Annotated in this window: 21 protein-coding genes and 1 tRNA gene; 12 read left to right on the forward strand and 10 right to left on the reverse strand. The window is 42.8% G+C overall.

Translation table 11 applies throughout. The features are described 5' to 3' along the window. Window positions 1–75: 75 nt before the first annotated feature. On the reverse strand, window positions 76–1,419 hold the full coding sequence (locus tag DLD82_RS02320) for a SpoIIE family protein phosphatase (RefSeq protein WP_109939493.1): 1,344 nt from the start codon (window positions 1,417–1,419) through the stop codon (window positions 76–78). Between the two features lie 350 nt (window positions 1,420–1,769). On the opposite strand from DLD82_RS02320, the gene ercA reads away from it, so the two are divergent. Then, window positions 1,770–2,933 (forward strand): alcohol dehydrogenase-like regulatory protein ErcA, encoded by a 1,164-nt coding sequence (gene ercA, locus DLD82_RS02330; RefSeq protein WP_109939495.1) that lies wholly within the window; start codon window positions 1,770–1,772, stop codon window positions 2,931–2,933. Then, complete coding sequence (locus DLD82_RS02335) at window positions 2,917–3,804, forward strand: sensor histidine kinase (RefSeq protein WP_109939496.1); 888 nt, start codon at window positions 2,917–2,919, stop codon at window positions 3,802–3,804. Before ercA ends, DLD82_RS02335 begins: the two co-directional genes overlap by 17 nt. Here DLD82_RS02335 and DLD82_RS02340 read toward each other — a convergent pair. The 3 genes from DLD82_RS02340 to DLD82_RS02350 all read right to left on the reverse strand — a co-directional run bounded on the left by DLD82_RS02340 (window position 3,799) and on the right by DLD82_RS02350 (window position 5,737). Beyond that, on the reverse strand, window positions 3,799–4,353 hold the full coding sequence (locus DLD82_RS02340) for a manganese efflux pump MntP (protein ID WP_109939497.1): 555 nt from the start codon (window positions 4,351–4,353) through the stop codon (window positions 3,799–3,801). The genes DLD82_RS02335 and DLD82_RS02340 overlap by 6 nt on opposite strands. Before the next feature lie 96 nt (window positions 4,354–4,449). Then, on the reverse strand, window positions 4,450–5,139 hold the full coding sequence (locus tag DLD82_RS02345) for a trimeric intracellular cation channel family protein (protein WP_109939498.1): 690 nt from the start codon (window positions 5,137–5,139) through the stop codon (window positions 4,450–4,452). A 37-nt stretch (window positions 5,140–5,176) separates the two neighbouring features. Beyond that, complete coding sequence (locus tag DLD82_RS02350) at window positions 5,177–5,737, reverse strand: cache domain-containing protein (protein WP_245920341.1); 561 nt, start codon at window positions 5,735–5,737, stop codon at window positions 5,177–5,179. 102 nt (window positions 5,738–5,839) lie between these two features. Between DLD82_RS02350 and DLD82_RS02355 the strand changes: the two genes are divergently transcribed. Next, window positions 5,840–6,484: a DUF5591 domain-containing protein gene (locus DLD82_RS02355; protein WP_109939499.1), complete on the forward strand. Its 645-nt coding sequence runs from the start codon at window positions 5,840–5,842 to the stop codon at window positions 6,482–6,484. A gap of 47 nt (window positions 6,485–6,531) precedes the next feature. Here DLD82_RS02355 and acs read toward each other — a convergent pair whose 3' ends face one another. After that, window positions 6,532–8,421: an acetate--CoA ligase gene (gene acs / locus DLD82_RS02360; RefSeq protein ID WP_109939574.1), complete on the reverse strand. Its 1,890-nt coding sequence runs from the start codon at window positions 8,419–8,421 to the stop codon at window positions 6,532–6,534. Window positions 8,422–8,965: 544 nt separating this feature from the next. Between acs and DLD82_RS02365 the strand changes: the two genes are divergently transcribed. After that, entirely contained in the window at window positions 8,966–9,895 is a 930-nt protein-coding gene (locus tag DLD82_RS02365) for a CHASE4 domain-containing protein (RefSeq protein ID WP_109939500.1), read from the forward strand. Continuing rightward, on the forward strand, window positions 9,892–12,147 hold the full coding sequence (locus DLD82_RS02370) for a PAS domain S-box protein (RefSeq protein ID WP_109939501.1): 2,256 nt from the start codon (window positions 9,892–9,894) through the stop codon (window positions 12,145–12,147). Before DLD82_RS02365 ends, DLD82_RS02370 begins: the two co-directional genes overlap by 4 nt. Here the strand turns inward: DLD82_RS02370 and DLD82_RS02375 are convergent, their stop codons facing one another. Beyond that, window positions 12,148–13,341: a M24 family metallopeptidase gene (locus DLD82_RS02375; protein ID WP_109939502.1), complete on the reverse strand. Its 1,194-nt coding sequence runs from the start codon at window positions 13,339–13,341 to the stop codon at window positions 12,148–12,150. It lies immediately after the preceding gene. 100 nt (window positions 13,342–13,441) lie between these two features. Here DLD82_RS02375 and DLD82_RS02380 point away from each other — a divergent pair, with 100 nt between their 5' ends. Both DLD82_RS02380 and DLD82_RS02385 read left to right on the forward strand, forming a co-directional pair. Further along, window positions 13,442–15,886: a methyl-accepting chemotaxis protein gene (locus tag DLD82_RS02380; protein WP_109939503.1), complete on the forward strand. Its 2,445-nt coding sequence runs from the start codon at window positions 13,442–13,444 to the stop codon at window positions 15,884–15,886. 344 nt (window positions 15,887–16,230) lie between these two features. Further along, on the forward strand, window positions 16,231–16,677 hold the full coding sequence (locus DLD82_RS02385) for an RNA recognition motif domain-containing protein (protein ID WP_245920342.1): 447 nt from the start codon (window positions 16,231–16,233) through the stop codon (window positions 16,675–16,677). Window positions 16,678–16,729: 52 nt separating this feature from the next. On the opposite strand, the gene DLD82_RS02390 is transcribed toward DLD82_RS02385, so the two are convergent. Continuing rightward, window positions 16,730–17,518, reverse strand: coding sequence for an ABC transporter ATP-binding protein (locus tag DLD82_RS02390; protein ID WP_109939504.1), 789 nt, complete (start codon window positions 17,516–17,518; stop codon window positions 16,730–16,732). Window positions 17,519–17,576: 58 nt separating this feature from the next. Beyond that, window positions 17,577–19,295 carry an ATP-binding protein gene (locus DLD82_RS02395; RefSeq protein WP_109939505.1) on the reverse strand — a complete coding sequence of 573 codons (1,719 nt, stop codon included), beginning with the start codon at window positions 19,293–19,295 and terminating at the stop codon, window positions 17,577–17,579. A 153-nt stretch (window positions 19,296–19,448) separates the two neighbouring features. Here DLD82_RS02395 and DLD82_RS02400 point away from each other — a divergent pair, with 153 nt between their 5' ends. Further along, window positions 19,449–20,501 carry an AI-2E family transporter gene (locus tag DLD82_RS02400; protein WP_109939506.1) on the forward strand — a complete coding sequence of 351 codons (1,053 nt, stop codon included), beginning with the start codon at window positions 19,449–19,451 and terminating at the stop codon, window positions 20,499–20,501. Window positions 20,502–20,552: 51 nt separating this feature from the next. Continuing rightward, the gene (locus DLD82_RS02405) at window positions 20,553–21,008 is read left to right on the forward strand and encodes an OsmC family protein (RefSeq protein ID WP_146199666.1); all 456 of its coding nucleotides are present in this window, start codon (window positions 20,553–20,555) and stop codon (window positions 21,006–21,008) included. An 8-nt stretch (window positions 21,009–21,016) separates the two neighbouring features. Here the strand turns inward: DLD82_RS02405 and DLD82_RS02410 are convergent, their stop codons facing one another. Together DLD82_RS02410 and DLD82_RS02415 are read right to left on the reverse strand one after the other, a co-directional pair. Then, on the reverse strand, window positions 21,017–21,871 hold the full coding sequence (locus DLD82_RS02410; RefSeq protein ID WP_109939508.1) for a DUF6159 family protein: 855 nt from the start codon (window positions 21,869–21,871) through the stop codon (window positions 21,017–21,019). 56 nt (window positions 21,872–21,927) lie between these two features. Continuing rightward, on the reverse strand, window positions 21,928–22,311 hold the full coding sequence (locus DLD82_RS02415; protein ID WP_109939509.1) for a hypothetical protein: 384 nt from the start codon (window positions 22,309–22,311) through the stop codon (window positions 21,928–21,930). Window positions 22,312–22,479: 168 nt separating this feature from the next. On the opposite strand from DLD82_RS02415, the gene DLD82_RS02420 reads away from it, so the two are divergent. From DLD82_RS02420 to DLD82_RS02430, 3 genes are all read left to right on the forward strand, one after another. After that, complete coding sequence (locus DLD82_RS02420; RefSeq protein ID WP_109939510.1) at window positions 22,480–22,686, forward strand: histone family protein; 207 nt, start codon at window positions 22,480–22,482, stop codon at window positions 22,684–22,686. 205 nt (window positions 22,687–22,891) lie between these two features. Continuing rightward, window positions 22,892–22,976: transfer RNA gene (locus tag DLD82_RS02425), tRNA-Leu, on the forward strand. 241 nt (window positions 22,977–23,217) lie between these two features. After that, window positions 23,218–23,661, forward strand: a complete 444-nt coding sequence (locus DLD82_RS02430) for a hypothetical protein (protein ID WP_146199667.1) — start codon at window positions 23,218–23,220, stop codon at window positions 23,659–23,661. The last annotated feature ends 2 nt before the right edge of the window (window positions 23,662–23,663 follow it).

The raw sequence follows: 23,663 nt of genomic DNA on the forward strand, positions 1-23,663 counted from the left end.
TTATCTGATTCTTTTTTAATAAAAATTAAAAAAACGTGTTTTTAATACGGAAAAAAGGCAGGATATTAAACCGATTTACTGAGCAGGAAAAAATCCAATCGTAAGTATTGTTGAGTCATCACTCATGGGATTGTCACCGGTCCATTGTTTTACTTCGTCATTGAGAAGAGTAACCACTTCTTCCGGTCTTAAAAAGGGGTGCTGACCTAATTTTTCAACCACCTGCGAAACACCATAGAGATCCTCGAAGCGCTCAGCTTCTGTAACTCCGTCACTGACAATGGTGAGCAGATCACCTGGGTTTAAGGTAATCTTTTGGGAAACATAGGATTCATCTTCTATAATTCCTGCAGGAAGATTCCCGTCTGATTCAAGAACCCGGGCACCTGACGGAGTAATAATAAACGGAGGAGGATGTCCTGCATTACAAAAAATTACTTCTCCGGTGTCTGAATTGATATGGCCCACAATCAGGGTGATAAACTGTTTGCTATCACCATCTTCAAGGAAGGAGCGGTTTATCTCACTGACCAGGGCACAGGGATCACGGGTCTCACGAAGTTTTGACCTGAGAACCATCCTCGTTGATGACATGAGAAGCGCTGCAGGGACTCCTTTTCCGGATACATCACCCAGGGCAAAGTAAAGACCTCCATCATCAAGTTCAAGATAATCGTACAGATCTCCACCGATATATGATGCAGGAATGAGTGATGCAGCAAGTTTCAGGTTCTTCCATTCAAAGGTTTTTCCAGGGAGAGAGCCCAGTTGAATCTGCCGTGCAGCCTGCATCTCTCCTTCCATCCGGTAAGATTTATGGGTGTTTTCAGCTTCTATTCTCAGATTATTAATGATAAACACGAAGATAATCAGACCAGCTATCGTTGGGAGAAAGACATCCAGTATTCCTTCCAGTACCTCACCAGGCATGAGGACTTCAGGCCGGATTCCTTTTTCTCCGATACTGAACTGAATAATTCCTATCAGGATGCCAAGAAGAAATACATGAGGTATCCGGATTAATTCATTCTTATTCCATTGCCTGAACAATCCGCCGATTATACCGGAAAGCAGAGTTATCAGGCATCCGGAGGGTTCTAACGGATGACCTGTCACAACCTGAAGCAGCATTCCAAAGATACCGGCTAAAAAACCGCTCATAACCCCTGCAATCAATCCGGCAATAACCGGGCCGAGAACCTGAATACTAAAAAAATAGGGGCCTATCTCAACTCCGGTCATAATCCCGTATACATAGAAAAGACCCCCGATAAGCCCCATGAAAAGGACTGAAAACCGGGAAAACTTTCTCGTTACGAAAACACTGGCGTACCGTGTTCGGGTTAGGAAATATGCAATAAGAGAGATAACCGCTACGCCATCACAGAGCTGTACAAGACGTTCCAGTTCAAAAACCATTGATCCCTCTTTTTAAAAATCCGCCGTCAAGAATCCAATCAGAAGAGAGATTCATGAGATACACGATACCAATCAACTCACTCAGCCCTGCCCTGGGACCTGACCTGATATGAAAGTTAAGAGATGTAAGGATATATAAGAATGGTGATAATTCACTTCCGGTTTTGCTTTTCTTTTCTATGGGTGGATCTTTATTGGGATTTTTCAGAATTTTGTTAAGGGAAAAAGCGTTCAAATATCTTTTTTTAGGTGAGGAGAATCTGGCACAGGGGATTTTAAATGAATAACCTGTACAATTAAATATCTGCATGTGGATTACTGCTACGAGGATATCCGAGGGAGAATAGATAATGGTTGATGTATCATTTGAACTTCGAAAATTCGTATCTCCCGAATTTATCATCGGAGTAGATGCACGAAAACTTGCCGGGAGATATGCAAAAAACCTTGGTGCAAGTCATGTGTTCCTCGTGACCGGGAACAATCTTATTCGTGCCGGATGGGTCCGTGATGTCATTGAAAGTCTTGATTCCGAAGGAATTCGCCATACCCTGTTTGCTGACATAACACCAAACCCCCGCGATTTTGAGGTTATGAACGGGGCAAAACTCTATAAAGAGGCTGGTTGTGATGCAGTTGTTGCACTTGGAGGCGGAAGCCCGCTAGACTGTGCAAAAGGTATCGGGATTGTTGCATCAAATGACCAGCATATCCTGGAATTTGAAGGGGTGGATAATGTCATCATTCCGGCTCCTCCGCTTATATGTATTCCGACGACTGCCGGATCAGCAGCTGATGTATCACAATTTGCCATTATTACCGATACCGCAAGAAAGGTTAAGATTGCAATTATCAGTAAGAAGATTGTTCCGGACATCTCCCTTATTGACCCGGTTCCACTAACTTCACTAACAGCAGAACTTACCGCACATACCGGTATGGACGCCCTGGTTCACAGTATTGAAGCATATGTCTCAAATGCTTCTTCTCCGGTTACTGACATCCAGGCACTTGAATCAATCCGTTTAATTAGCGCATATCTTCCCCTTGCATACCATAATCCGGACAATATCGGTTATCGGTATAAAACAATGCTCGGAAGCCTTCTTGCAGGTCTTGCTTTTTCAAATGCAAGTCTTGGGGCAGTGCATGCAATGGCTCACAGTCTTGGCGGGCTATCAGATCTTCCGCATGGAGAGTGTAATGCACTTCTTCTTGAGTCCGTGATAGATTTTAATTTTGAGGTTTGTCCACAGAGATATGAAACAATTGCCGGTGCAATGAACATTGATTGCCAGTCTCATCAGGAGTCACAGATAAAACAAATGTTATTACATGCTCTTCAAAAACTAAGAGTAGAACTGGGCATTACTGAACGACTCGGCGACCTTGGCGTTACCAGGGAAAACCTATCAGATCTTGCAAAATCAGCAATGAAAGATCCCTGTCTGGCAACTAATCCACGTAAACCAACATTATCAGATCTGGAAAAAATATATGAAAAAGCACTCTGAAGATGCTCCCGACTGGGAAGATCAACGGATGAAGATAATCGGCCTTGGAGAGTCTTCTATCCGGAAAAGTTACTACCCTGAACTTCAGCAGCGGCTCAATGAACTGGAAAAAACAAACAGTGACCTCCTTGATGCAATTGAAGAGATCCAGGAGAAAGAGTTTGAAATCCGGCAGAATTATGAAGAACTGAGAAGTATCCAGGCTGCTCTTAATATGGCAAGGAAGAAACTGAATACGCTTAATACCTTCACCTTCCAGGACATTCAGAGTGCTTTGTTTTCCCTGAACGGTTTTTTAACCCTTACCCAGGAGCTTGTAACAGGTGATGACGAAAAAAATTATCTGGATAAGTCCCTGGAGCAGATGCAGAAGATGGAACGAGTTCTCCATTTAGCCAGGCAGTATCAGAATATGGGGCTTCATCCCCCAAAATGGCAAAATGTCATGGAAGTATACGTATACGCGGCATCCCACCTGGATATTTCATATTATGATCGGGATATCCGTCTTGAAGGTCTGGAATTATTTGCCGATCCCCTTCTTGAAGACGCCATTTTTTACCTTCTTGAAAATATTATTTACCACAGTGGTCATGCAACAAAATACCGTTTCTGGTATGAAACAACAGATTCCGGACTGACTCTTATTTTAGAGGATAATGGGACGGGTATTCCGGATGACAGAAAAGAGAACATATTTAACCGGGGAACCGGACTTGTCGGAGGGTCCGGACTCTTTTTGGTCCGGGAGATCCTTTCAATAACCGACATACAGATATCGGAAAAGGGAGAGTATTCAAAAGGAGCACGTTTTGAAATATCTGCTCCTCCATCAGGATTCCGGATCCTGGAAAAGAATGAGAATTTATGAATGCTCTAATAGTATTTTGATTCCGATAAGAATAAGAATTAATCCGCCAAGGATATCTACTCTTTTTCCAAGGATATGCCCTAGTTTTCCTCCGGTGTAAATCCCAAATACTGACATCACACCTGAAACAATACCGATGATTACTGCAGGGATAACCGGAATGATCTCCAGAAAGGCAAATCCGATGCCTACTGCCAGAGCATCAATACTGGTCGCAATGGAGAGGGTGATTATTGCGAGGATATGAAAGACATCCGGAGATTCTTCTTCTCCATCCTTTATCCCTTCAATTACCATCTTTCCTCCAATTATAAAAAGAAGACCAGATGCAACCCAATTGTCATAGGCATTGATAATTTCAGCAAAGCCACTTCCAAGGAACCACCCAAGTAAAGTCATGCCACACTGAAAACCTCCAAAAAAGAGGGCCAGTATTGCTGCAGCACGTAACCGGGATGTCTTCTGATGTGCCCCTGCCGCAAAAGAGACTGCAAGGCAATCCATTGCAAGTCCGATTCCAATGAGGAATGACGTGATAAAAAGTTCCATGCTGTGGATTAATATTATAGCCAGTGAGGTTAGAATATTTTGATATTGGGTTTTTGAAAACCCCTTTTAATTCAGGCTTTGATAGGAAACATCTCATCAAAAACTTGTAATATTATATTTTATGGAGGTCATTCTCACAAGGACGGTCAAAGCCATACAGGCAATAAAACCGCTTGGATATGGGAGATTAAGCACCCAGGAGATGACATAGGCACATGCTCCGGCAAATGATGCTAATGCATAAAACTGGCTTGGACGAAATACCTCGGGAATTTGTGCAAACAGAATGTCCCTGAGGACTCCCCCGAAAGAGGCGGTAATAATGCCCATAATTGGAGCGATTACCGGAGGAATCCCCGATGTTAACGCATACAGGGTTCCCAGATATGCCCACATGCCAAGAGCAAATGAATCGATCAACGCAAATGATCCGGACGTGCCAAACATCAGTCTGATAACCGGCTGGATGATACCGGATGAGTGGGATGAATCTGATTGATTACTTTTTGTGGAGATTGGTATCAGGAGAATCCCGATAATTCCAACGATAAAAATACTTGTTAGATAAATGGGATCCTGAAGCCAGAAGAGAGGATATCTGCCAAGAAGCAGATCCCTGATGGTTCCACCTCCGACTGCTACAATGGCGGCTATTACCAGGGCACCAAAATAGTCAAGCCCGTGTCTTCGTGCATCATAGACACCTGTGGATGCAGATAGAATTATTGCAATCCATTGTATAACGGCCTGGAAAAGAAGCAATAAGTCATCAAATTCAGGTTCCATTCATCCGTTTTTGTGGTCCAAAAAAATGTTCACTGGTTTAAAAAGTCAGGTTAGGAAGAGTTACATTCTCCCCATAAATTCCGGATCCAAGCCACCAGGCATCATCAACTTTTTCAACATACCCCAGTTTCTTTTCAATGGTGTTATTGTGAGCAGGGTTTACATAATAAAAAACTACAAAACCGGTGTTATTAACTGCAGTATCCCGGAGATTTTTAATGAATAATCCACCTGCAGCATCTTCTTCCATGAGCCGGCTTTTTCCGATAAGTTCTGTTTGTAATGGATGTGCAATCGTCACTCCATCAAAATCATATGCATAGATATACAGGTTTCCTCTGAAAAATGAACCATTTCTGTCACTAAATTCTGCTAATGCTTCCTCCCGGGGAGTTGCCTTTGAATATGCGACGGCCTCTTTTACAAATGAGACCATTTCAGAGACCGGATCAGGTGAAAGAGAGACATTTTGTGAATCGTTCATAAGAGGTAATTCTGTATGAGCAGGAAGAACAGAATCTGTTCCATTCACATCTGCTGATGCTGTCAGAATGAGAAAACTAGAAAAAATAAAGAAGATGAGGATTGCTTTTATCATGCACTAGTATTATAGCTCACATTACTTTTGTATATCGGTAATACAGAATTTTTTTATCCGGACTCACAGCCTTAATCGTTTTCGGCGAACAAATGATACATGATGACGGATATCAAACAGGGGGAACCGGATCAGGATACGGGAAAGGAAAAGGAAAAGAAACTTACAAAGCCGCCTTTTTACCTTCCGGAGTTCGAAGCAGCATACCGGTATATTGTTGATGATTATGATGTCAAGCCCCGTGATATTGCAATTTTCATCCCCTGTGCGGTCAGAAAACCCTATAGTACAAGTCCCAGTCACCGGATAATGAGAAAGATTATCGAAGAAGTGCTTCAGCCTGATACCTACCATATTGTGATATTTGGAACCTGTGGAATTGTTCCTTCAGAACTGGAGACGATGTATCCTTTTGCACATTACCAGTATATGCTGGGAAAGGTTAAAGATAAAAAGATCCAGGATGATTTTCTTCGTATCGAAACCGACCGGGTTGCCGGATATTTAACGAAAACAAAAAACACCTATAAGAGACGGATTGCATATTGCATCGGCCCGTTTCGTGAATCACTCATCAGGGGGTCTCAAAAATCAGGAGTAATAATCGACAGTATTCTTCCAGGCCAGGATGTTATTGACAAAGTCATGGAACTTGACTGTCCTTTTCAGGAAGGAAGTCTGAATATGGATGAATACCTTCTCGAATTTTACCAGGGACTTATCAGGATGAGAGATTCACTGAATTGACCAGGATAGTCACATTAGAATCACGAAACCGAAAAAAAGGTTTTTTATTATTCTTCAAGGGTGGAGATATCTCCCGGATCCACACCCATCTCCTTTGCTTTGAGAACTCTCCTCATAATCTTCCCGCTCCGGGTTTTGGGAAGTTTGTCCATGAATTCTATTCCTGAAGGCATGGCAATCGGACCGATGGTCATCCTGACATGATAGATGAGTTCTGATATCAGTTTCTGGCTGGGTTCATAACCCTGACAGAGGACAACGAAGGCTTTTACTGCCTGTCCTTTCATGTCATCCGGAACACCGATGACTGCTGCTTCTGCAATGGCTTCATGTGCCACAAGTGCTGATTCCACCTCTGCAGTCCCGAGATTATGTCCGGCCACAATGATGATGTCATCAGATCTTCCAAGGACCATGATATACCCATCTTCATCACGGACAGCGAGATCTCCCACGGTATACCAGTGATTGATCTGGTTCCAGTACTGTAAGTACCGCTCTTTATTTTTGTGAACGGTTCTCATCATGGAGGGCCAGGGTTCCTTTATGACTAAAAGGCCACCCTGTCCGGCAGGAACCGGTTTGCCCTCTTTATCAACAACATCCGCCACGACTCCAGGGATTGGAACCCCGGCAAACCCGGGCTTCATGGGCTGGCCGAGAGGGGTTGTTATCATGTGTATTCCGGTCTCAGTCTGCCACCAGGTATCAAGTATCGGGCATTGATTCTTACCGATGACCCGGTAGTACCACTCAAATGCCTCCGGATTTAAGGGTTCACCGACTGAACCGATGATCCGGAGTGAACTCAGGTTGTACTTATTTGGCCATTCTTCTCCGACCCTCATGAACATCCTGATGGCGGTAGGTGCAGTGTAGAATATGGTAACACCAAATTCTTCGATTATCTTCCACCAGACTCCGGGATCAGGATAGTCAAGGGTTGTCTCGGTTATTACCACCGTTGCACCCACAGACAGAGGACCATACACAATGTAACTATGTCCGGTGATCCATCCGGTGTCTGCCGTACACCAGTGGACGTCATTCTCCTTTAAATCAAAGATATATTTACTGGTGTAATGTGTTCCGACAAGATACCCTCCGGTAGTATGCACAATTCCTTTTGGCTGACCGGTTGTCCCGCTGGTATAGAGGATAAACAGGGGATCTTCACTGTCCATCTCTTCCGGAGGACATTCTTCACTTACTCCTTCCTGAATTGCGTAAAAATCCACTTCCATTTCAGAGTAGAGTTCAACCGGACAGCGTTCCCTGCTCAGCACCACAATTTTTTCTACACTTGGGGCATTCTTTACCGCTTCATCAACAATGCTCCGGAGTGGTATGAACTTTCCACGTCTTATGCCAACATCTGCGGTGATTACCACCTTTGCATCCGCATCACGAATTCTGGTATGGAGAGCTTCTGCTCCAAATCCGGCAAAGACGATTGAGTGTACTGCACCAATCCGGGTACAGGCAAGCATTGCTATGACGTGCTCCGGAACTAAGGGCATGTACAGACACACACAATCTCCCTTTTTGACACCAAGGTTTTTCAAAGCATTGGCAAACCGCATTACTGCACGGTATAACTGTCGGTATGTGTAGATCTCTTCTTTTCCCCGTTCACCTTTCCAGATGAGTGCAAGCTTATTTCGTCTTCCGTTCTTTACATGCCGGTCCAGACAATTTGCAGAGACATTGAGTTTTCCCCCACAAAACCAGCGGGCTTGTGGCCATTCCCAATCCCGGATCTTATCCCAGGGTTTTATCCAGTCCAATTCCCTGGCTTTTTTTGCCCAAAATCCATCCGGGTCGGATAAAAATTCTGCATAAGCCTTTTTGTAATCGCCGAGTGCAGAATTCGCCTGATATGAGGGATCCGGAATGTATGTTTTTTTGTCCAGTTTGACATCGAAGTTTTCAGCCATTGTAGCACCATTGTGGGTTTTCATACAGATTGCTATCCGGACATGGATACCAATCCCTTCCAGATTCCTGGAGAGGTCATGATCAGACTGCTGATCACATGATCAATCGTGTAGAATTTAATTTTAAATATTATTGCATATGTAGTACAAATATGTTGATCATAAAGAGGGCTGATTAACTCATTGTTTCAGAGTAAAAAGAACAAAATTATTCGTTGAAAAATTTACTGCTGAAAAATATTCTCTCATCATGATATTTTCTCTTTACATCCCGATTCATCTTCGCGCAATGTACAACATTACCGATGCACCAAATTAACCATCCTTAATGAGAAAGAATTTTTTATTTCCGGACAATAATGGAGATATTTTTTCATATCCGATCGTTCCGGGGGTAATCTTTCGAAGCTGGAGGTTCTCCCGCCTATGACCGAAACTCATATATTCTCTTAATAGGATTTACTCACACAGACAATACTTCTTATTCCCTTATCCTCATGAATCATGTAATACGATAAAACAGGCTACCCCGGAGTTGTCATGCATGAGCCCCCTAAAGAGCCAAAAAACAGCTTCCGTAAATGCACAAAGCCCGTCCAGGGTAACTACCTCAAGGGAGCCATACCTGAAAAAATTTTATTATACCTTACTAGTCCTGATTTTACTCTGCATTATCTTTTTTTCTCTGATTTCAGTCATCGTATCAGTATTTATTCTGGATACCTTCCAGTCAATTGAAGAAAAAGATATGGAATCCAGGATGAATCGTTTTTCAGAAAATCTTAATAATTCTATCGCATATGTGGGAAAAACAGTGGCAGATTATGCAGTATGGGACGATATGGCACGGTTTACCGAAGGGTCCTATCCTGCTTTTTCAAATGAGGGGATGAGTCAGGATTCATTCAAAGCAATAGGAATAGATATTGTAGCGATTTTGAATGATTCAGGAGATATCATCTATGAAGATGACTACACCAATCCGGTCGGGGATAAGTTTCCTTTGCAACCGGTATTGTCAGGTTACATACAAAGTCAAAGCCCCCTTGTCCAAAATGACGAAAACATTACCGGTTTAACATCCCTTGTTTTCCATACCAAGAATACATCAGGGATTTTAGTGTCTCACCCGGTCCAATATCACACAACGGGTACCGACGGGGAGGGATATGTTATCATGGGAAGATATTTCCATCCGGCGTATCTTCAGGAGTTATCCATAATTCTGGATGAACCGGCATTCCTGGCGGATAAATGCAAAGTGGAACAATTATTCCCTATCCAGGATGAACACCCCGGACAAAGAAGTATTTCAACCCAGGTAATAAACGAGAGTGCCATCGCTTCATACCTGAAAATTCCTGATCCGTTAAGTAAAGAGACCACGTATTTCGGGGTAATATATCCAAGAAAACTGTATCAGGAAGGCCTGTCCACCCTTACTTCTTACCTGCTGGTCATCCTGGCAGTATGATTGCCTTTTCAATTCTTTTTTTGTTCGGGCTCCGGTTTTACCTCGGATATGCAGATAGATCTGCAAAAATTGCCCACGAAAAAGATACATCATATCAGATGATCATTTCTGAAATCGAAGACGGATATTTCCGTGCAAACCCGGAGGGAGTTTTAGAGGCTATTAGTCCAAGTACAGTTAAAATGCTCGGACATAGTAATGTGGATGATATCATTGGAAGGCCATTATCTGATTTTTACCAAAACCCCGATGATCGGATTGTTATGAGAAACAGGTTATTCTCTGAAAAAACCTTAAAAAACCATCCGCTTGTGTTGAAACGGAGTGATGGTTCCCTGGTGTACATCACAGCAAATGTTCATCTCATATATGCAGAAGATGGTAAAATAACCGGTATTGAGGGTATTGCTCACGACAACACCGATGCCCTGCTGGCTGAAAAAACTCTGCATGAGGGTGAATCATTTTACCGACTGATTTTTGAAAGTGCAAATATCGGTCTTTTTCAATGCACAGCAGATGGTGTCGTGCTCTTGGTCAATCCGGTTTTTGCATTTACGTTAGGATATTCCGGACCAGACCAGATGGTTCGGGAAAAGGTAAACCTCATCGAAACATTAGGACTTGATTCGGAGGGGTACGACCGGTTAAGAGAAGAACTGAGTTATCAGGGAGCGGTCAGAAATCTGGAAATTTCGCTGAAAAAACGGGATGAAACCCAGATATGGCTCAATATCAACGTTGTAGTCATTAAGGACTTCTCCGATCAGGCAGCGGTTTATTTTGGAACAGCCATTGATATTACTGAAAAGAAAAAGATGGAAGCCTGGCTTATTGAAAACCAGCAAAAATTCCAGAGCCTGTTTTATTTCTCACCGGTTGCCATTTTTGTATACAATACTAACGGAACTCTTATCGATTCAAATTCAGCCGCAATATCCCTTTTTGGTGCTTCGGAAAAAAGTTTGCCTGAATCTGAAAACCTCTTTTTCCGGGCATACCTCGATGATGATGAAAAAGAAGCACTGTCATCAGGAAAAGTCGTTAAAAGGGAGATACTTATGGACTTTGATACACTCAGGGAAAAATACCATATTCCTTCCTCTCATCCGGGGATACGATATCTTGACCTGATGGTAACTCCCATTCCAGGACCAGATAATCTGCCGAAATGGTTCCTGGTTCAGATAAGTGATATTACCGAACGCAAAGAAGCAGAAATTGCCAGAATTGTTGCGAATGAGCGGCTGAAAGAAGCAGAGGTTATCGCCAGACTGGGGCATTGGGAATTGGACCTCAAAAAGGACAAGCTATTCTGGTCTGATGAATTATACTCGATTTTTGAAAAGATACCCAGGCAATTCATCCCGACCTATGATACATTTCTCCGTATGATCCACCCTGAAGACCGGGGAATGGTGGATGAGGCATTCCAGCACCATATCAGGAATAAAATTCCCTATGATATCGTTTACCGGATAAAACTTGCAGATAACCGGATAAAATATGTCCGTGGTATCAGTAAGACCGAATGGGATGAAGAAGGATTGGCAGTCCGTTCGGTGGGAATTATTCATGATATCACAAACACCAGGCTGAATGAACTTGCCTTACGGGAGAGTGAACTAAAATACCGGCAAATGTTCTCCAATGTCTCTTTAGGTCTGATACTCTTTGAGTTTACTGACGAGGGAGAACCCGGTCGCATCATGGACTTAAATCCGAAAGCCCAGGAGATGTTACAAAAAACGTTATTGGAAATATTAATCGGACACAATCAGATCCAGTCCTATCTTCCCATTAGCGGATCCTCTTTTGTGAAGGATTTATCATATATTGATGCAGACATCTGTTCTTTTAAATCAGGAATTATCCGGAATGATAATGATATTCTTCCGGTTCAGGTGACTCTGGACATATTCAGACTTGAAAAAACCGTAGTGGGACTTGCGATTCTGGAAGATATAACAATCAAAAACCAGTATGAAGAGGAACGAATAGGACTGATTAAACAGATAGAAAAAAACCTCGCTGAATTATCTATATTAAATGATGGGGTCAGAAACCCGCTTACCGTCATCATGCTCCTTGTAGATGAACTGGAAAAAGAGATTTCGGACCCGGTTCTTGCACAAATTAAAAACATAGATGAACTTATCAGTCAGCTGGATCAGCGATGGATTGAATCTGATAAAATATTACAGTACCTTCAAAAACATCATCATATCACATACAAAAAAGAGAAAAAATAGTTAATATACCGGAATAAGTCCGGGATTTTCTCCGGTTATACAGGTTCCACCCTTTGGTGTAACAATAAAGGTATTCTCTATTCCAACCATCCCGACACCCGGTATTCCTTTCTTTGGTTCAAGTGCAAATACCATGTTTTCCAGAAGAGGTTCATCAAACCCCCTGGCAATTACCGGCACTTCATCAATTAACAGACCTACTCCATGACCCAGGAATTTTACCTGCCGGTCTTTGTACCCCATAAAATTTTTTAAAAAGGATTCGTCCAGGTTTTCTATGACCGAGTTGTAAATTTCAGAAGGAATATTACCCGGAACAAGTTTTTCAGCCAGAATATTCTGAATCTCCAGGCACTTGTTATGCTCACGAGTGACATCATCAGCAGGTGGTTTTCCAAACATGTATGTCATCGTCTTGTCAGTATGATATCCGCCAACCCCACATCCGACATCGACAAAAACCAGATCTCCTTTTTTAAGTTTCCTCTTCCGGTCACCGAGAAGCGGGACCGCCGGACATAGTCCTACTGATCCGCCCGGGCCGTCAAATGATGTCGGATAGAGTGAATTTTCACCAAATCCTATCTGACCGAGTAGCATCTCAGTGTTGAACATACCAAACCGGGAAATGCCATGATGACCTTCCTCAACCAGAACCTGATATAACTTTCCTGCAAATTCAGCCTCGTTGATTCCTTCGGAAAGCATTCCGGGGACGATTTCTTCAAGAACCCGGGCATGAATTTTTCCGGATTTTTTCATGAGCGATAGTTCGAACTGGCTTTTAACCGCCCGGACCATATTGACATCAGTATCGAGGGACTTTATGTCAGGAATTGGAAAATGCTTGGAAAACCGGTTATACAATGCCAGAGGAACTAATTCGGTCTCCAGGTACACAGATACAGGATGGGCAGAATATACTTTAGCTGCATCACGAAAACTGCTCATCCTCTCAATATTTTTAAACTCAGATTCATCCCTTGCACGTTCGTAACTTTTACGTACCCACAGTGTTGGATCGCCATCACGGGGAATATAGAGCATGCTGTCCTGCATAGTGCCGGTAAAATAATACAGATTGATATTCCCAAAAAAGACGGCCAATTCCCAATCCGGGTTTTTCGTATCCATTCGACTTTTAAACCGTCTCATCCGGTCGTTAAGTTCATGTAAAGGAACATGGCTGTCCATAGTACCATTTGACCATATACCATGATAGTATCTATCATGCCAACCAGTTTAAGAGAGGTATGCCAATTCTTTTATTAGTAAGCTCACACATTATCCAGTGATGGCAGCACTCTTCTCAATCAATTCAATCAGTAAAAAAATAATATATGCAGGTTCTTTTTCCCTAATCCTCGTAGCAGGGGTTATCATCCTCTTCGCAGCAGTAGCAGCCTACAACTCTTCAATATCAGGAGCTGAAAAAGAACTTCGAATAACTGCTGATCTTGAGGCTGAGAAAGTTACTCAATTACTTAATGAACCCATGCACAGTGCAGAAGCACTTGCAGAAATCCTAATGGGCCCGTACGAAGGAAAAAGCCCCCTCTCCCGGGATGAGGTTGTCCCTATCATAGGAGGGATGCTTGGAAATCACCCCTTATATAATGGAGTTTATACGATGTGGGAAGCGGATGCATATGACCAGTCAGACTCCTCTTATGCAGGTAAAAACGGATTTGGCTCTTCAGGAAGAATGAATATGTACTGGTTCCGGGAAGACGGGGCTTTTGAGCGGATGATTTACGATCCACTCTCTGACGATGCACAGACCGACTATATCAATGATTATTATACCATCCCTGCAACCTCTCACCAGAATACGCTGACCAATCCGTATGTGGAAGAATCACAGAGTAAACCGGTACTGATGGCTTCAACAGTTGTTCCGCTCATCCATAACGAAGAGTTCCTCGGGATCACCGGAGTAGATGTCACCCTTGCAGACCTTGACCGGATTGCAGATGAAGCAAATCTCTATGAAGGAAAAGGAATACTTCTCATTGTCAGTAATGACGGAACAATCGCAGGAGTTACCGGGGATATCAGAACCGTTGGGGAACCTGCAAGTTCCCTTGCACCGGTACTTGGGATATCAGAAGATACTCTGAATACTCTGTTATCCGGTCAATCCGGAGAAACATTTTATGCAGGTGAATTTGTGGGTGATTCATCAGAGATAATTATCGGAGATCCGGCATTGTCATGGAAAGTCCTGGTTTTAGTTCCCTCTGCAATTTTAACAGCCCCTGCCATCTCACTCACCGTATTCCTGGTAATTTTCGGTGTGATGGTATCAGCCGGGGGTGTGGCACTTCTCTTTGTTGTTGCGAGATCTATCACAAGACCGATAAATGAGATTACAACCGCTGCAGGAAAACTATCCGAAGGGGACTTGAGTTACCGGATCTCTCCAAAAGGAGATGATGAGGTTGCCCTCCTTGGAAGAACCTTTGATGCGATGGCGGCGAGACTTGAAGAGACCATGGATAAAGTGACCAGAGATGGAGAGGAACAGGTAGCAGTACTGCAGGAGATAACTACCATCGCAACCGCTGCATCAGGGGGGAACCTGAATATCCGTGGAGACACATCACGGTTTAGTGGAAAATATCAGAATGTTGTAGATGCGGTAAACAAAACACTTGATGCAGTAATGGAACCGGTCTCTGAAGCGATGAGATTATCAGGGGCATATGCATCAGGTAATTTTACCGCCAGATTTAATACAGGAATCCCGGTAAAGGGAGAATTTAAATCATTCAGGGAAAGTCTTGACAGCATTGGGATTCAACTTGGAATACTTATTGGAGAGATTTCAGATCAGATCCATGGATTAAAAACCGAGATGGAAGAATCTAATGCCAGTGTTGAGGAGATTGCATCCGGATCACAACAAATTGCAAGGGGAACTACTGAACTGAGTTCTCAGGCTGATCTCTCAAAAACCGGAATATCCAATATCCAGTCAGCTGTTGAAGGGGTCATTGAAATCGGATCTGATATCGCCAGTCAGACTGCACAGGCTGCAATGCGAATATCTGAGTCACAGGAGCTATCACGAAAAGGGGCCGAAAGTAGTCAGCACGCTGATTCAGGGATGAAATCTATCGTCTCTTCTCACGATGAAACACAAAAAATCATCGGTGAGATAACCTCTGAAATGGATAAAATTGGCGACATTGTCAGAATTATTACTGATATCGCAGACCAGACCAACCTTCTGGCATTGAATGCTGCAATCGAAGCTGCCCGTGCCGGAGACGCAGGAAAAGGATTTGCTGTAGTGGCAGGTGAGGTCAAATCCCTGGCTTTAGAGTCACAAAAATCAGCAGAGAAGATAAGCAGGATAATTTCCATCCTTCAGGAACGTTCAGACAGGATGAAAACGGCAATTATTATCTCACAAAAGGATATAGACTCGGGTATTCTGGCAGTTCAGGATACACTCAGCATCTTCTCTGATTTAGCATCATCCATTGAGGAAATTACCCGGGTCATCTCATCGATTGACCATGAAAGTCAGACCCAGATGACATCATATGAAAAGGTAATGGAAAATATTACCCTCATGAACGATGCATTCCATGCCATGGTTAATGAACTGGGAAATACTGCTGCATTAACCGAGGAAAATTCAGTATCTCTGGATTGCATTGCCCAGTCAATCCAGGACGCTACCATCCGGATAGACAAGATATCAGGAGAGATGTCCCGGTTTAAGGTCTGATTTTCTCTTTTATCCGCGGTTCACCCTTACATACCGGTACCCGATAACCGGATAACCTGATGTACCAAACAATATACTGGAGAGATGAGATCCGGTTGGATAGTTCATCGTGAAAATAATTACAAAGACACATGGAATCAACCGGTGTCATTCCGGAGAATGGGGGCACGGGGTTTTGTATCAGCAGTCTGAAGCGATATGCCACCATATTATTCAATTTTTTTCAGAAAAAAACCTCCAATCAACCAAGGATTTTTTTTGAGAAATCCCCGGCATGACAAACTTTATATCATCATAACACGTTGTGTATGTGCAGACGAAAGAGTAAATTCTGACAATAGTTTTTGATACCTATCGTTCAGTTCGAAAAGGATAATCTCAGTGCTATTTTTGGTAATTCTCTGGCGCAAAGTGGTATAGATCACGGCGGCCCCAACAGTTATGCAATAACCCTTACAGGGACTATCATGGAAGGAAAGAAATTATACGTAGGCAACCTGCCCTACTCCACCAACGAGACACAGCTCAGCGAACTCTTCTCTACTTATGGTGAGGTTGTCAGCGCCAAAATCATTGAAAACAAGGGTTTTGGATTTGTCGAAATGGGAACCAGCGAAGAAGCACAAGCAGCACTTGATGGTCTGAACGATACCGAATATGGCGGAAGAACCATGCGGATTGACGAAGCACGTCCAATGCAGCCACGTCGCGACTTTGGCGGCAGCAGCGGTGGAAACCGCAGCGGCGGCTTTGGCGGTAACTCCGGCGGCTTTAACAGAAGACGCTTCTAATACCAACAACAATAACCACTTTTTTTAGAATCTATCATATTTCGCTTCAGCATTAATATCCGGTTGCGTAATAAAACCCGTCATCTAACCTGATCCTTACCGGAACTTCAAAGACTGAACTGATTTTTGTGTCGGTCAATATTTGATCTTTTGGGCCATCTGAAAATATTCTGCCACCCTTAAACAGGACAACGCGGTTTATCTCCGGAATGATATCAGGAAGGGAATGAGTAACCAGTATGATGACTTTCTTACCCGCGATTTTTCTCATTGTTTTCCGGAGCATATGAAGAGCATGAAGATCCAGACTATTTGAAGGCTCATCAAGGATCAGGATTCGCGGATCATGAACCAGTGCCCTTCCGATAAGAAACCGGCGTGCTTCACCTGATGACATTTCAGTAAAGAGCCGATCTTGTAAATGAGTAATTTCAAGAAATGCACACATTTCATCAGCTTTCTTTTCCATTTCCTTGGTAATGGAATGAAAAAAAAGACCAATGCTACTGAAAAATCCGGAGAGTATGACTTCTCGTCCGGTGATGTTCTGTCTGAAAGATAATTCCAGGTCCTGTGAGACGTATCCAATCTGTGACCGGAGTTCGAAGACATCCCATCGTGTCTTACCCCAGGTCTGAAAGACGGTTCCGGATTCTGAGTAGACAGGATAGTATTCTCTTACAAGAGTTTTTATAAACGATGATTTTCCGGATCCATTGGGACCGAGTATGGCAATATGGTCACCATCCGGTATTTGTATCGATAATGAATCTAATACAACATGTCCTCCGGTGACAACGGTAACATTCTTAAAATCAATAAACAATGATGGCTGATTCATGCTACTCCGGTATGGTTCATCAGGGTCTCCATGTTTTTAAAACCTCAAATCCTTATAATCATGACTCCAAAACCGGATTTCTCCAGGATTCTGAAGGAATCGTCACTTCAAACCTGGCCCCTTTTCCTTCTTCTCCATTTTCAATGATACTAATTCCGGTCACGGCAAGAATATCACGTGAGAGGGTCAGACCAAAACCAGTATTTTTGCCATACCCCTGATCAAAAATTTTCTCTTTCTCTTTCTGACTGATACCCGGACCATTATCCTCAATGGACACCATATACGTTCCATCATTCTCTTCTGCCGAATGTACCCTTATCCAGGTAAGGCCGGTTGCATGCCGGATTGCGTTCTCTAACAGGTTATAAATGACTTTTATCGAAAGAGGATCGGCATATATCTCAACATCACCGATGTCAACAATGATGTCTACATTCTCATGATGGATATCAGATACCGCTTTTTCTGTCATCTCTCTGAGTGACTGCCAGAAGGGTTCATGAACCCCGATATTCTGGTACTCACGTGAGAACTGGAGATGATGAGTTATCTTATCCACGAGGCCAATGCAGACGGACAACATTCGCATCCGGGTAGTTTCATCCTCTTCATCTTTGAGAACTTCAAGATATCCGGCAAGTGCAGTGATGAGATTACTGATATCATGCCGGGTGAGCCGATTGAGAAGGGATATCTTTTCATTGGCCAGGCGAAGAACCTTTTCAGTAATTTTCCGTTCGGTTATATCATGAATAATCAGGATCATCCCTGCCGGTTCTCCATAGGGGTCGGTGACCAGTGTTCCGGAAATACTCAGGGTTTGTTGATCATGAATCCCCTGAAAAATCTCATAATCGGATAAAACTGATTTTTCCCGGATAATCTCCCGAATTTCTGTATATGCCGGTTCAGGGAGAGGAGGTCCGGTAAATTTTCCAGGATTTGATTGCCAGAAATGTGAAAGCAATTTGTGGGATGAGTTATTCGAACTGATTACATTTCCATCCATGTCAAGAAGTATCACACCATCCGGCATGGTCTGGATAATATTGCTTGCAACCGTTTCCGGGTTTAAAATAAATAAACCGTACCGGAGAATTGCGTAGGCAATTGCAATGGAAAATAATACAATTCCGATAAATACCAGATTTGGGACATAGATTCCAAACATTGGCAAAAAAATTACCGACTGAGATCCAAGGACGATGAGAATCAAAAGTCCGACACTGATGGTACTTGCCTGCCTTTTGAATCTGTCTTTTCCGGCTGAAATCCGTGCCTTGAATCCGACATAAAGACCCCAAAAAAAGGCTGACAGGAAGTATACCGTGGTTAACAGGTAAATGGGATTGTCCAGCACAGGAGTATAGTAATACCGGAATGAGGGTGAGTATCCTACCGTGAAGATACTTTCAGTACAAACATTCAGTAATGCGATGCAAATTGCAGGAAGGTAGAGAATAACCAGTAGATACCTGACTTTTCCGGGCCGTGAGAGAGGGTGGTCTGCAAACGCCAGGATAAAATGGATGCACATGACGATGACCAGAGCCCATAGTGAACTTGCTTTAAGCCAGAACCAGACATTTTCATAACTATTCTGATTCCAAATAAGGAATTCTCCGATGGCCCAGTACGATGCACCGATACTCACAAGCAGAAAAAGACGGTTTACCCTGTTATCCGGGTTTTTTGCACAGACAAAAATTCCGAGCCCATATGTTATGATTGCTGAGGTAATGCAGAATAGCCCAAGTATGGTAACTGTATCCATCCTGATGTAAACCTTTGATCCTTTTTAGGATTGTCACTCCGGGCAGCTTTCACTGGCTCTTTTCTTCAGATAAAAAATATGAAATAGTTATCTCATTATATTATACCCCTTTTCATAAGAAAGTCTTAACTGGTATCTGTCTTCTATAACCATATGGTTTCTTTTGAACAATTGCCACAGGTTGACCGGATTATTCTTCTTTCCGCCGGTTGTTTCATTATCCTGGCCGGGCTGAAGATGACCGGAGGGTTTATCGGCCCCATGCTGCTGTCAGTTTTTGCAGCGATCATCTTCTCAATGGTATCACAATGGCTGCAACAACGAGGAGTGAAACCAACACTTGCCAGTTACCTTGCATTTTTCACATTTTTAGCCTGTCTTGCCGGTGCCTTTCTCATGGTTATACTGTCTGTATCTCCCCTGATTGACCATATGCCTACCATTGAAAAAGGGATTTCATCCAATATGCTCATCCTCCAGTCTTCCCTGGCAAATTTTGGTGTTGATATCTCCACTTTGATTCCGGCAAGCCAGTTATCCGGATCACTATCATCCTTCTCTCCGGAGATGATCACTTCAGTCATCGGACAGGTATCAACCCTTTTTATTGTATTGTTTACTACGCTCTTCCTCCTTCTTGAAGCAACAATATTTTCCCAGAAAATAAACTCGATTCTAGGTTCATACAGGCAGGAACTTGCTGACCGGATGACTGAATTCGGCTCTGTCGTTATTGAATATGTCATCATCCGGACAAAGGTAAACCTGGTAACAGGAGCCGGTTTTGCGTTAGTTCTGTTTATTATGGGAGTGCAGGATCCCTGGCTGTGGGGACTTTTAATGTTTGTACTCAATTTTGTACCCTATGTAGGGTTTATCATTGCAGTAATTCCCCCGACTATCCTGGCACTGGTAGACATAAATCCGGCTACAGCGATTCTGGTGGTCATTCTCGCAAGCCTGGTTAACCTGTTTTCAGAGAATATTCTCTTCCCGGAACTGGCCGGAAGAGGAATGGAACTCTCACCCGCTATTGTATTCATCTCCATGATCTTCTGGGGATATTTTCTTGGCGGTTCAGGAGTGATTGTGGCCGTTCCATTAACCGTGCTTCTGAAGATGTTTCTTGAAAGTTATCCTGAAACACGAGAATTTGCTTCGTTTTTCGGAATCGATGCAAATGTCCGGAAAGGGAAAGAAGACTGATATCTGACTCCTTTGAAAATCTTTTTTATTCCGGGCGGTTCAGGTATACAGATGACTACTGATATCCCCTGGGATCCTTCCAGAAAAGAGTTCAACCCGGTCTCAATGTGCATCACACATCAGGGAGGAATGCAATTTTCAGCCAAAACAAGTACCGGTTTTACCATTCCCATTGATGCCCATGCACACCTTGGAGGCGGAGGAATGATTCCAAATCCGATAGATTACCTTTTTACTTCTCTTGGAGGGTGCATCGGAGTAAAAATTCTTCTTGATCTAAAAGACAAGGGATTTGTTCCGGAGATGCTCATTATCGAAACTCATGCAACAAGAATTCAGGATCTTCCGGCGACGTTTGATACAGTCCACCATATCATAACCCTGAAAGGCTCTTTTGATGAGGAGACCATAGCGAGGACACTTGACCGGACCATGACCCTCTTATGCCCGGTTGCGGTTATCTTTGGTAAAACGTCAAAGATGACCTGGGAATTCCGGTTATTATAAAAAGGGAATTATATAGTTCCCGGACCCATTCTTCCTTTTTTTGGTACAAAAGCAGTCTGAACAAGTTCAGGTGAAAATGATTCAGGAACTTTTCCAGTCTTTGCATAGATGTATAATGCAGTATTAAACACTCCCTGAAGAGCAGAGGCCACAATTGCAAGCACAACAATGAGCAGAACATATCCTGCAATACCGATGATTGTAAGCGTTGCATTTCCAATGAGAACAATGATAGCCAGCGGGAGTAATGCAACAAGCCCGATGAGAACGAAAATTATGGATATGGAACCAGGCCCCACGATTGATTCCCCCCAGGTTTTGCGAAATAATGAAGCAGACTCTTTTATTGAAGATGCGATGCCCAGGTCTTCCAGTATCATGACAGGAATGACAAAGTACGTTAGCAAGCCCCACGCCATGCCAATCATGCTGATGATAATCTGCCCGATGATATTACTCTCATCCCTGATGACAGATAATATCACTCCAACCGTCGCGGAGACCACTGCCCATGCAAATATCCTGCCGATATGCTTAGTGGCGTTAGATATGCCATCATGAAAAGTCGGGTCTTTGCCAGTGAGCCTGATATGAGCGCAGGTAACCAAGGCCGTGTTGAAAAAGACCACGATAAAACTGGTGATAAGATAAAAGACAAAAAGTCCTCCGTACAGAATCACCGGATTATCCATGGTACTGCCAAAAACCGTTCCGGCAATGAGTGCGGGCACGATCATAAGACTTACAAAAATTATACAGGCGATGCCTGAAAGAACTGGAAAAAGGAGGATCTCCTTATCTTTGCGAATTACCTCAAAACTCTCTTTTCCCAGTTCAATACTGCGATATATTGATTCAAACATAAATTATTTCACGTTCTGCAGAATTCTTAATTAAACTTCTGGAAATTGAGTTTTTGTTAGGATTTACTATGAAGTAATTCCCGGACACGTTCAATCTCCTCGAATTTTCTTTCATATGAACCGACGATGGATTCTTTCAGTTCTTCGAGAATTTCGTCAAGAGTTATAGCCAGATGATAGACCTTCATCGGTCTTCCTTTGTTTTCTGTAATCTGATGAACAATATGTATCCAATTTCTCTTCATCAGGTCAGTAATTGCTAAGCTCACCTCCGGTTGACGAAGATCAACCACCCGTTCTATCTCACGGGAGGTAAGATCTACGTCCTTTATAAGGATCGTAAGCACCCGGGCCACATTCCGCTTCAGCCCGATATCCCAGAATAAATCTGCAATCTCCTCATCTCCGGCGGAGAAGTGCAGACCATAGTCGCCCCCCATCAAAACATCTCTATTTTATTATGTCAATAATATATGAGATAATAGATAAATTTTGGGATCTGTCCTCTGGTCACAAGAACGAGAGAGGTATCATTAATGGACATCTCCCCCATGAATTCGGACATAATTATAAATACCTGACAGGAGACTTAATTTTGGGGTAGAGTTATGACAGACTTGCCAATCGCAGCAGTTGTAAGAATTGCAAAAGCAAACGGGGCTGAGCGTGTAGGAAGCGATGCAGCAGCGGTATTAGTTCAGAAAGCTGAGGAATATATCGGAAATCTTGCAAAGGAAGCAAATAAACTGGCTCTCCATGCAGGAAGAAAAACGATTAAGGAAGAAGACGTCGAGATGGCAGTGAAGTCTGCCTGATCCTCTTTTTTTTGATTTACGCTGTCCGGTTTGATAATATCGGTATTGATTCGGTTTTTTTATGTTCCGAATCCGGGTAATAATTTATTCCTGCGAGGGGAGAAGTGAATGACGGGCTTTAATGGTCCGGACATGGAGTATTTATATAAAAGAGGTCCTGTTCACAGAATACTTTCTAATAGCAGGCGTACCAATGTATTAAGGCGCGAGGGTACCAAAGCCTGGCCAAATGGGCCGGACTTAAGATCCGGTTTCGAAGGAATCCAAGGGTTCAAATCCCTTCTCTCGCATATTTTTTCTTATTGCTCATTATATTTAGAATAAATCGATTTTTCGATTATTATTGAACATAAGATTTATGTGGTAAGCACCATATTTATTAAAAAAAACGTGAAACTCACTTTCTCGAAAATAGCAATAAAAAAAGGTAATTTTTCACAGATTCATATGGTCGGTCTGAATGAATTTTTTCAAAAAGAAATATTAAAGAAATATTTCCAAGAATACAGACCATATATTATTCCTTTCGTAATGTTTTTGTTTCTGACCATCATCCCCATCGAAGGATATATTATGGGAAGTGGATTTGGGTATGGTGTCCGGGGTATCTGCTACCGGTTTCAAATCACCGGACTTGGAGAAAGCTTTATCCCGATAAGCTATGAGTTTCAGTACGTTTTGTCCGGACTTATATCAGGAAAGAATATGTATGCTTTGTTTATCTGGGCAGGAGGGTCTGTCTTATTTGGACTTGCAACGATGCTGCAATTTTTAAATTGTATTGAGTTCCGGCAGATTCAAAAAAGATTATCCCTGCTGTTTTTCACAATTTCAATTTTTTTATTTATTGTTTCTGAAATGGTATATTATAGTCCGTTTTTTTACGGGCCTTCCGGAGTATGTGTGTTGTTTGGAATACCTGTTGTCATCGCTCTTTGTTGGATGATGTGGCAGGAAAAAAAGGATAACGCATGAAA

Origin of the sequence: Methanospirillum stamsii, assembly GCF_003173335.1 — an archaeon.
GTDB classification, from domain to species: domain Archaea; phylum Halobacteriota; class Methanomicrobia; order Methanomicrobiales; family Methanospirillaceae; genus Methanospirillum; species Methanospirillum stamsii.

Bases quoted from the DNA above. Each gene is read 5' to 3' on its own strand.
- DLD82_RS02320 (WP_109939493.1), bottom strand. From the start codon at position 1,419: ATGGTTTTTGAACTGGAACGTCTTGTACAGCTCTGTGATGGCGTAGCG.
- ercA (WP_109939495.1), top strand. From the start codon at position 1,770: ATGGTTGATGTATCATTTGAACTTCGAAAATTCGTATCTCCCGAATTT.
- DLD82_RS02335 (WP_109939496.1), top strand. From the start codon at position 2,917: ATGAAAAAGCACTCTGAAGATGCTCCCGACTGGGAAGATCAACGGATG.
- DLD82_RS02340 (WP_109939497.1), bottom strand. From the start codon at position 4,353: ATGGAACTTTTTATCACGTCATTCCTCATTGGAATCGGACTTGCAATG.
- DLD82_RS02345 (WP_109939498.1), bottom strand. From the start codon at position 5,139: ATGGAACCTGAATTTGATGACTTATTGCTTCTTTTCCAGGCCGTTATA.
- DLD82_RS02350 (WP_245920341.1), bottom strand. From the start codon at position 5,737: ATGATAAAAGCAATCCTCATCTTCTTTATTTTTTCTAGTTTTCTCATT.
- DLD82_RS02355 (WP_109939499.1), top strand. From the start codon at position 5,840: ATGACGGATATCAAACAGGGGGAACCGGATCAGGATACGGGAAAGGAA.
- acs (WP_109939574.1), bottom strand. From the start codon at position 8,421: ATGGCTGAAAACTTCGATGTCAAACTGGACAAAAAAACATACATTCCG.
- DLD82_RS02365 (WP_109939500.1), top strand. From the start codon at position 8,966: ATGAGCCCCCTAAAGAGCCAAAAAACAGCTTCCGTAAATGCACAAAGC.
- DLD82_RS02370 (WP_109939501.1), top strand. From the start codon at position 9,892: ATGATTGCCTTTTCAATTCTTTTTTTGTTCGGGCTCCGGTTTTACCTC.
- DLD82_RS02375 (WP_109939502.1), bottom strand. From the start codon at position 13,341: ATGGACAGCCATGTTCCTTTACATGAACTTAACGACCGGATGAGACGG.
- DLD82_RS02380 (WP_109939503.1), top strand. From the start codon at position 13,442: ATGGCAGCACTCTTCTCAATCAATTCAATCAGTAAAAAAATAATATAT.
- DLD82_RS02390 (WP_109939504.1), bottom strand. From the start codon at position 17,518: ATGAATCAGCCATCATTGTTTATTGATTTTAAGAATGTTACCGTTGTC.
- DLD82_RS02395 (WP_109939505.1), bottom strand. From the start codon at position 19,295: ATGGATACAGTTACCATACTTGGGCTATTCTGCATTACCTCAGCAATC.
- DLD82_RS02400 (WP_109939506.1), top strand. From the start codon at position 19,449: ATGGTTTCTTTTGAACAATTGCCACAGGTTGACCGGATTATTCTTCTT.
- DLD82_RS02405 (WP_146199666.1), top strand. From the start codon at position 20,553: ATGACTACTGATATCCCCTGGGATCCTTCCAGAAAAGAGTTCAACCCG.
- DLD82_RS02410 (WP_109939508.1), bottom strand. From the start codon at position 21,871: ATGTTTGAATCAATATATCGCAGTATTGAACTGGGAAAAGAGAGTTTT.
- DLD82_RS02415 (WP_109939509.1), bottom strand. From the start codon at position 22,311: ATGGGGGGCGACTATGGTCTGCACTTCTCCGCCGGAGATGAGGAGATT.
- DLD82_RS02420 (WP_109939510.1), top strand. From the start codon at position 22,480: ATGACAGACTTGCCAATCGCAGCAGTTGTAAGAATTGCAAAAGCAAAC.
- DLD82_RS02430 (WP_146199667.1), top strand. From the start codon at position 23,218: ATGTTTTTGTTTCTGACCATCATCCCCATCGAAGGATATATTATGGGA.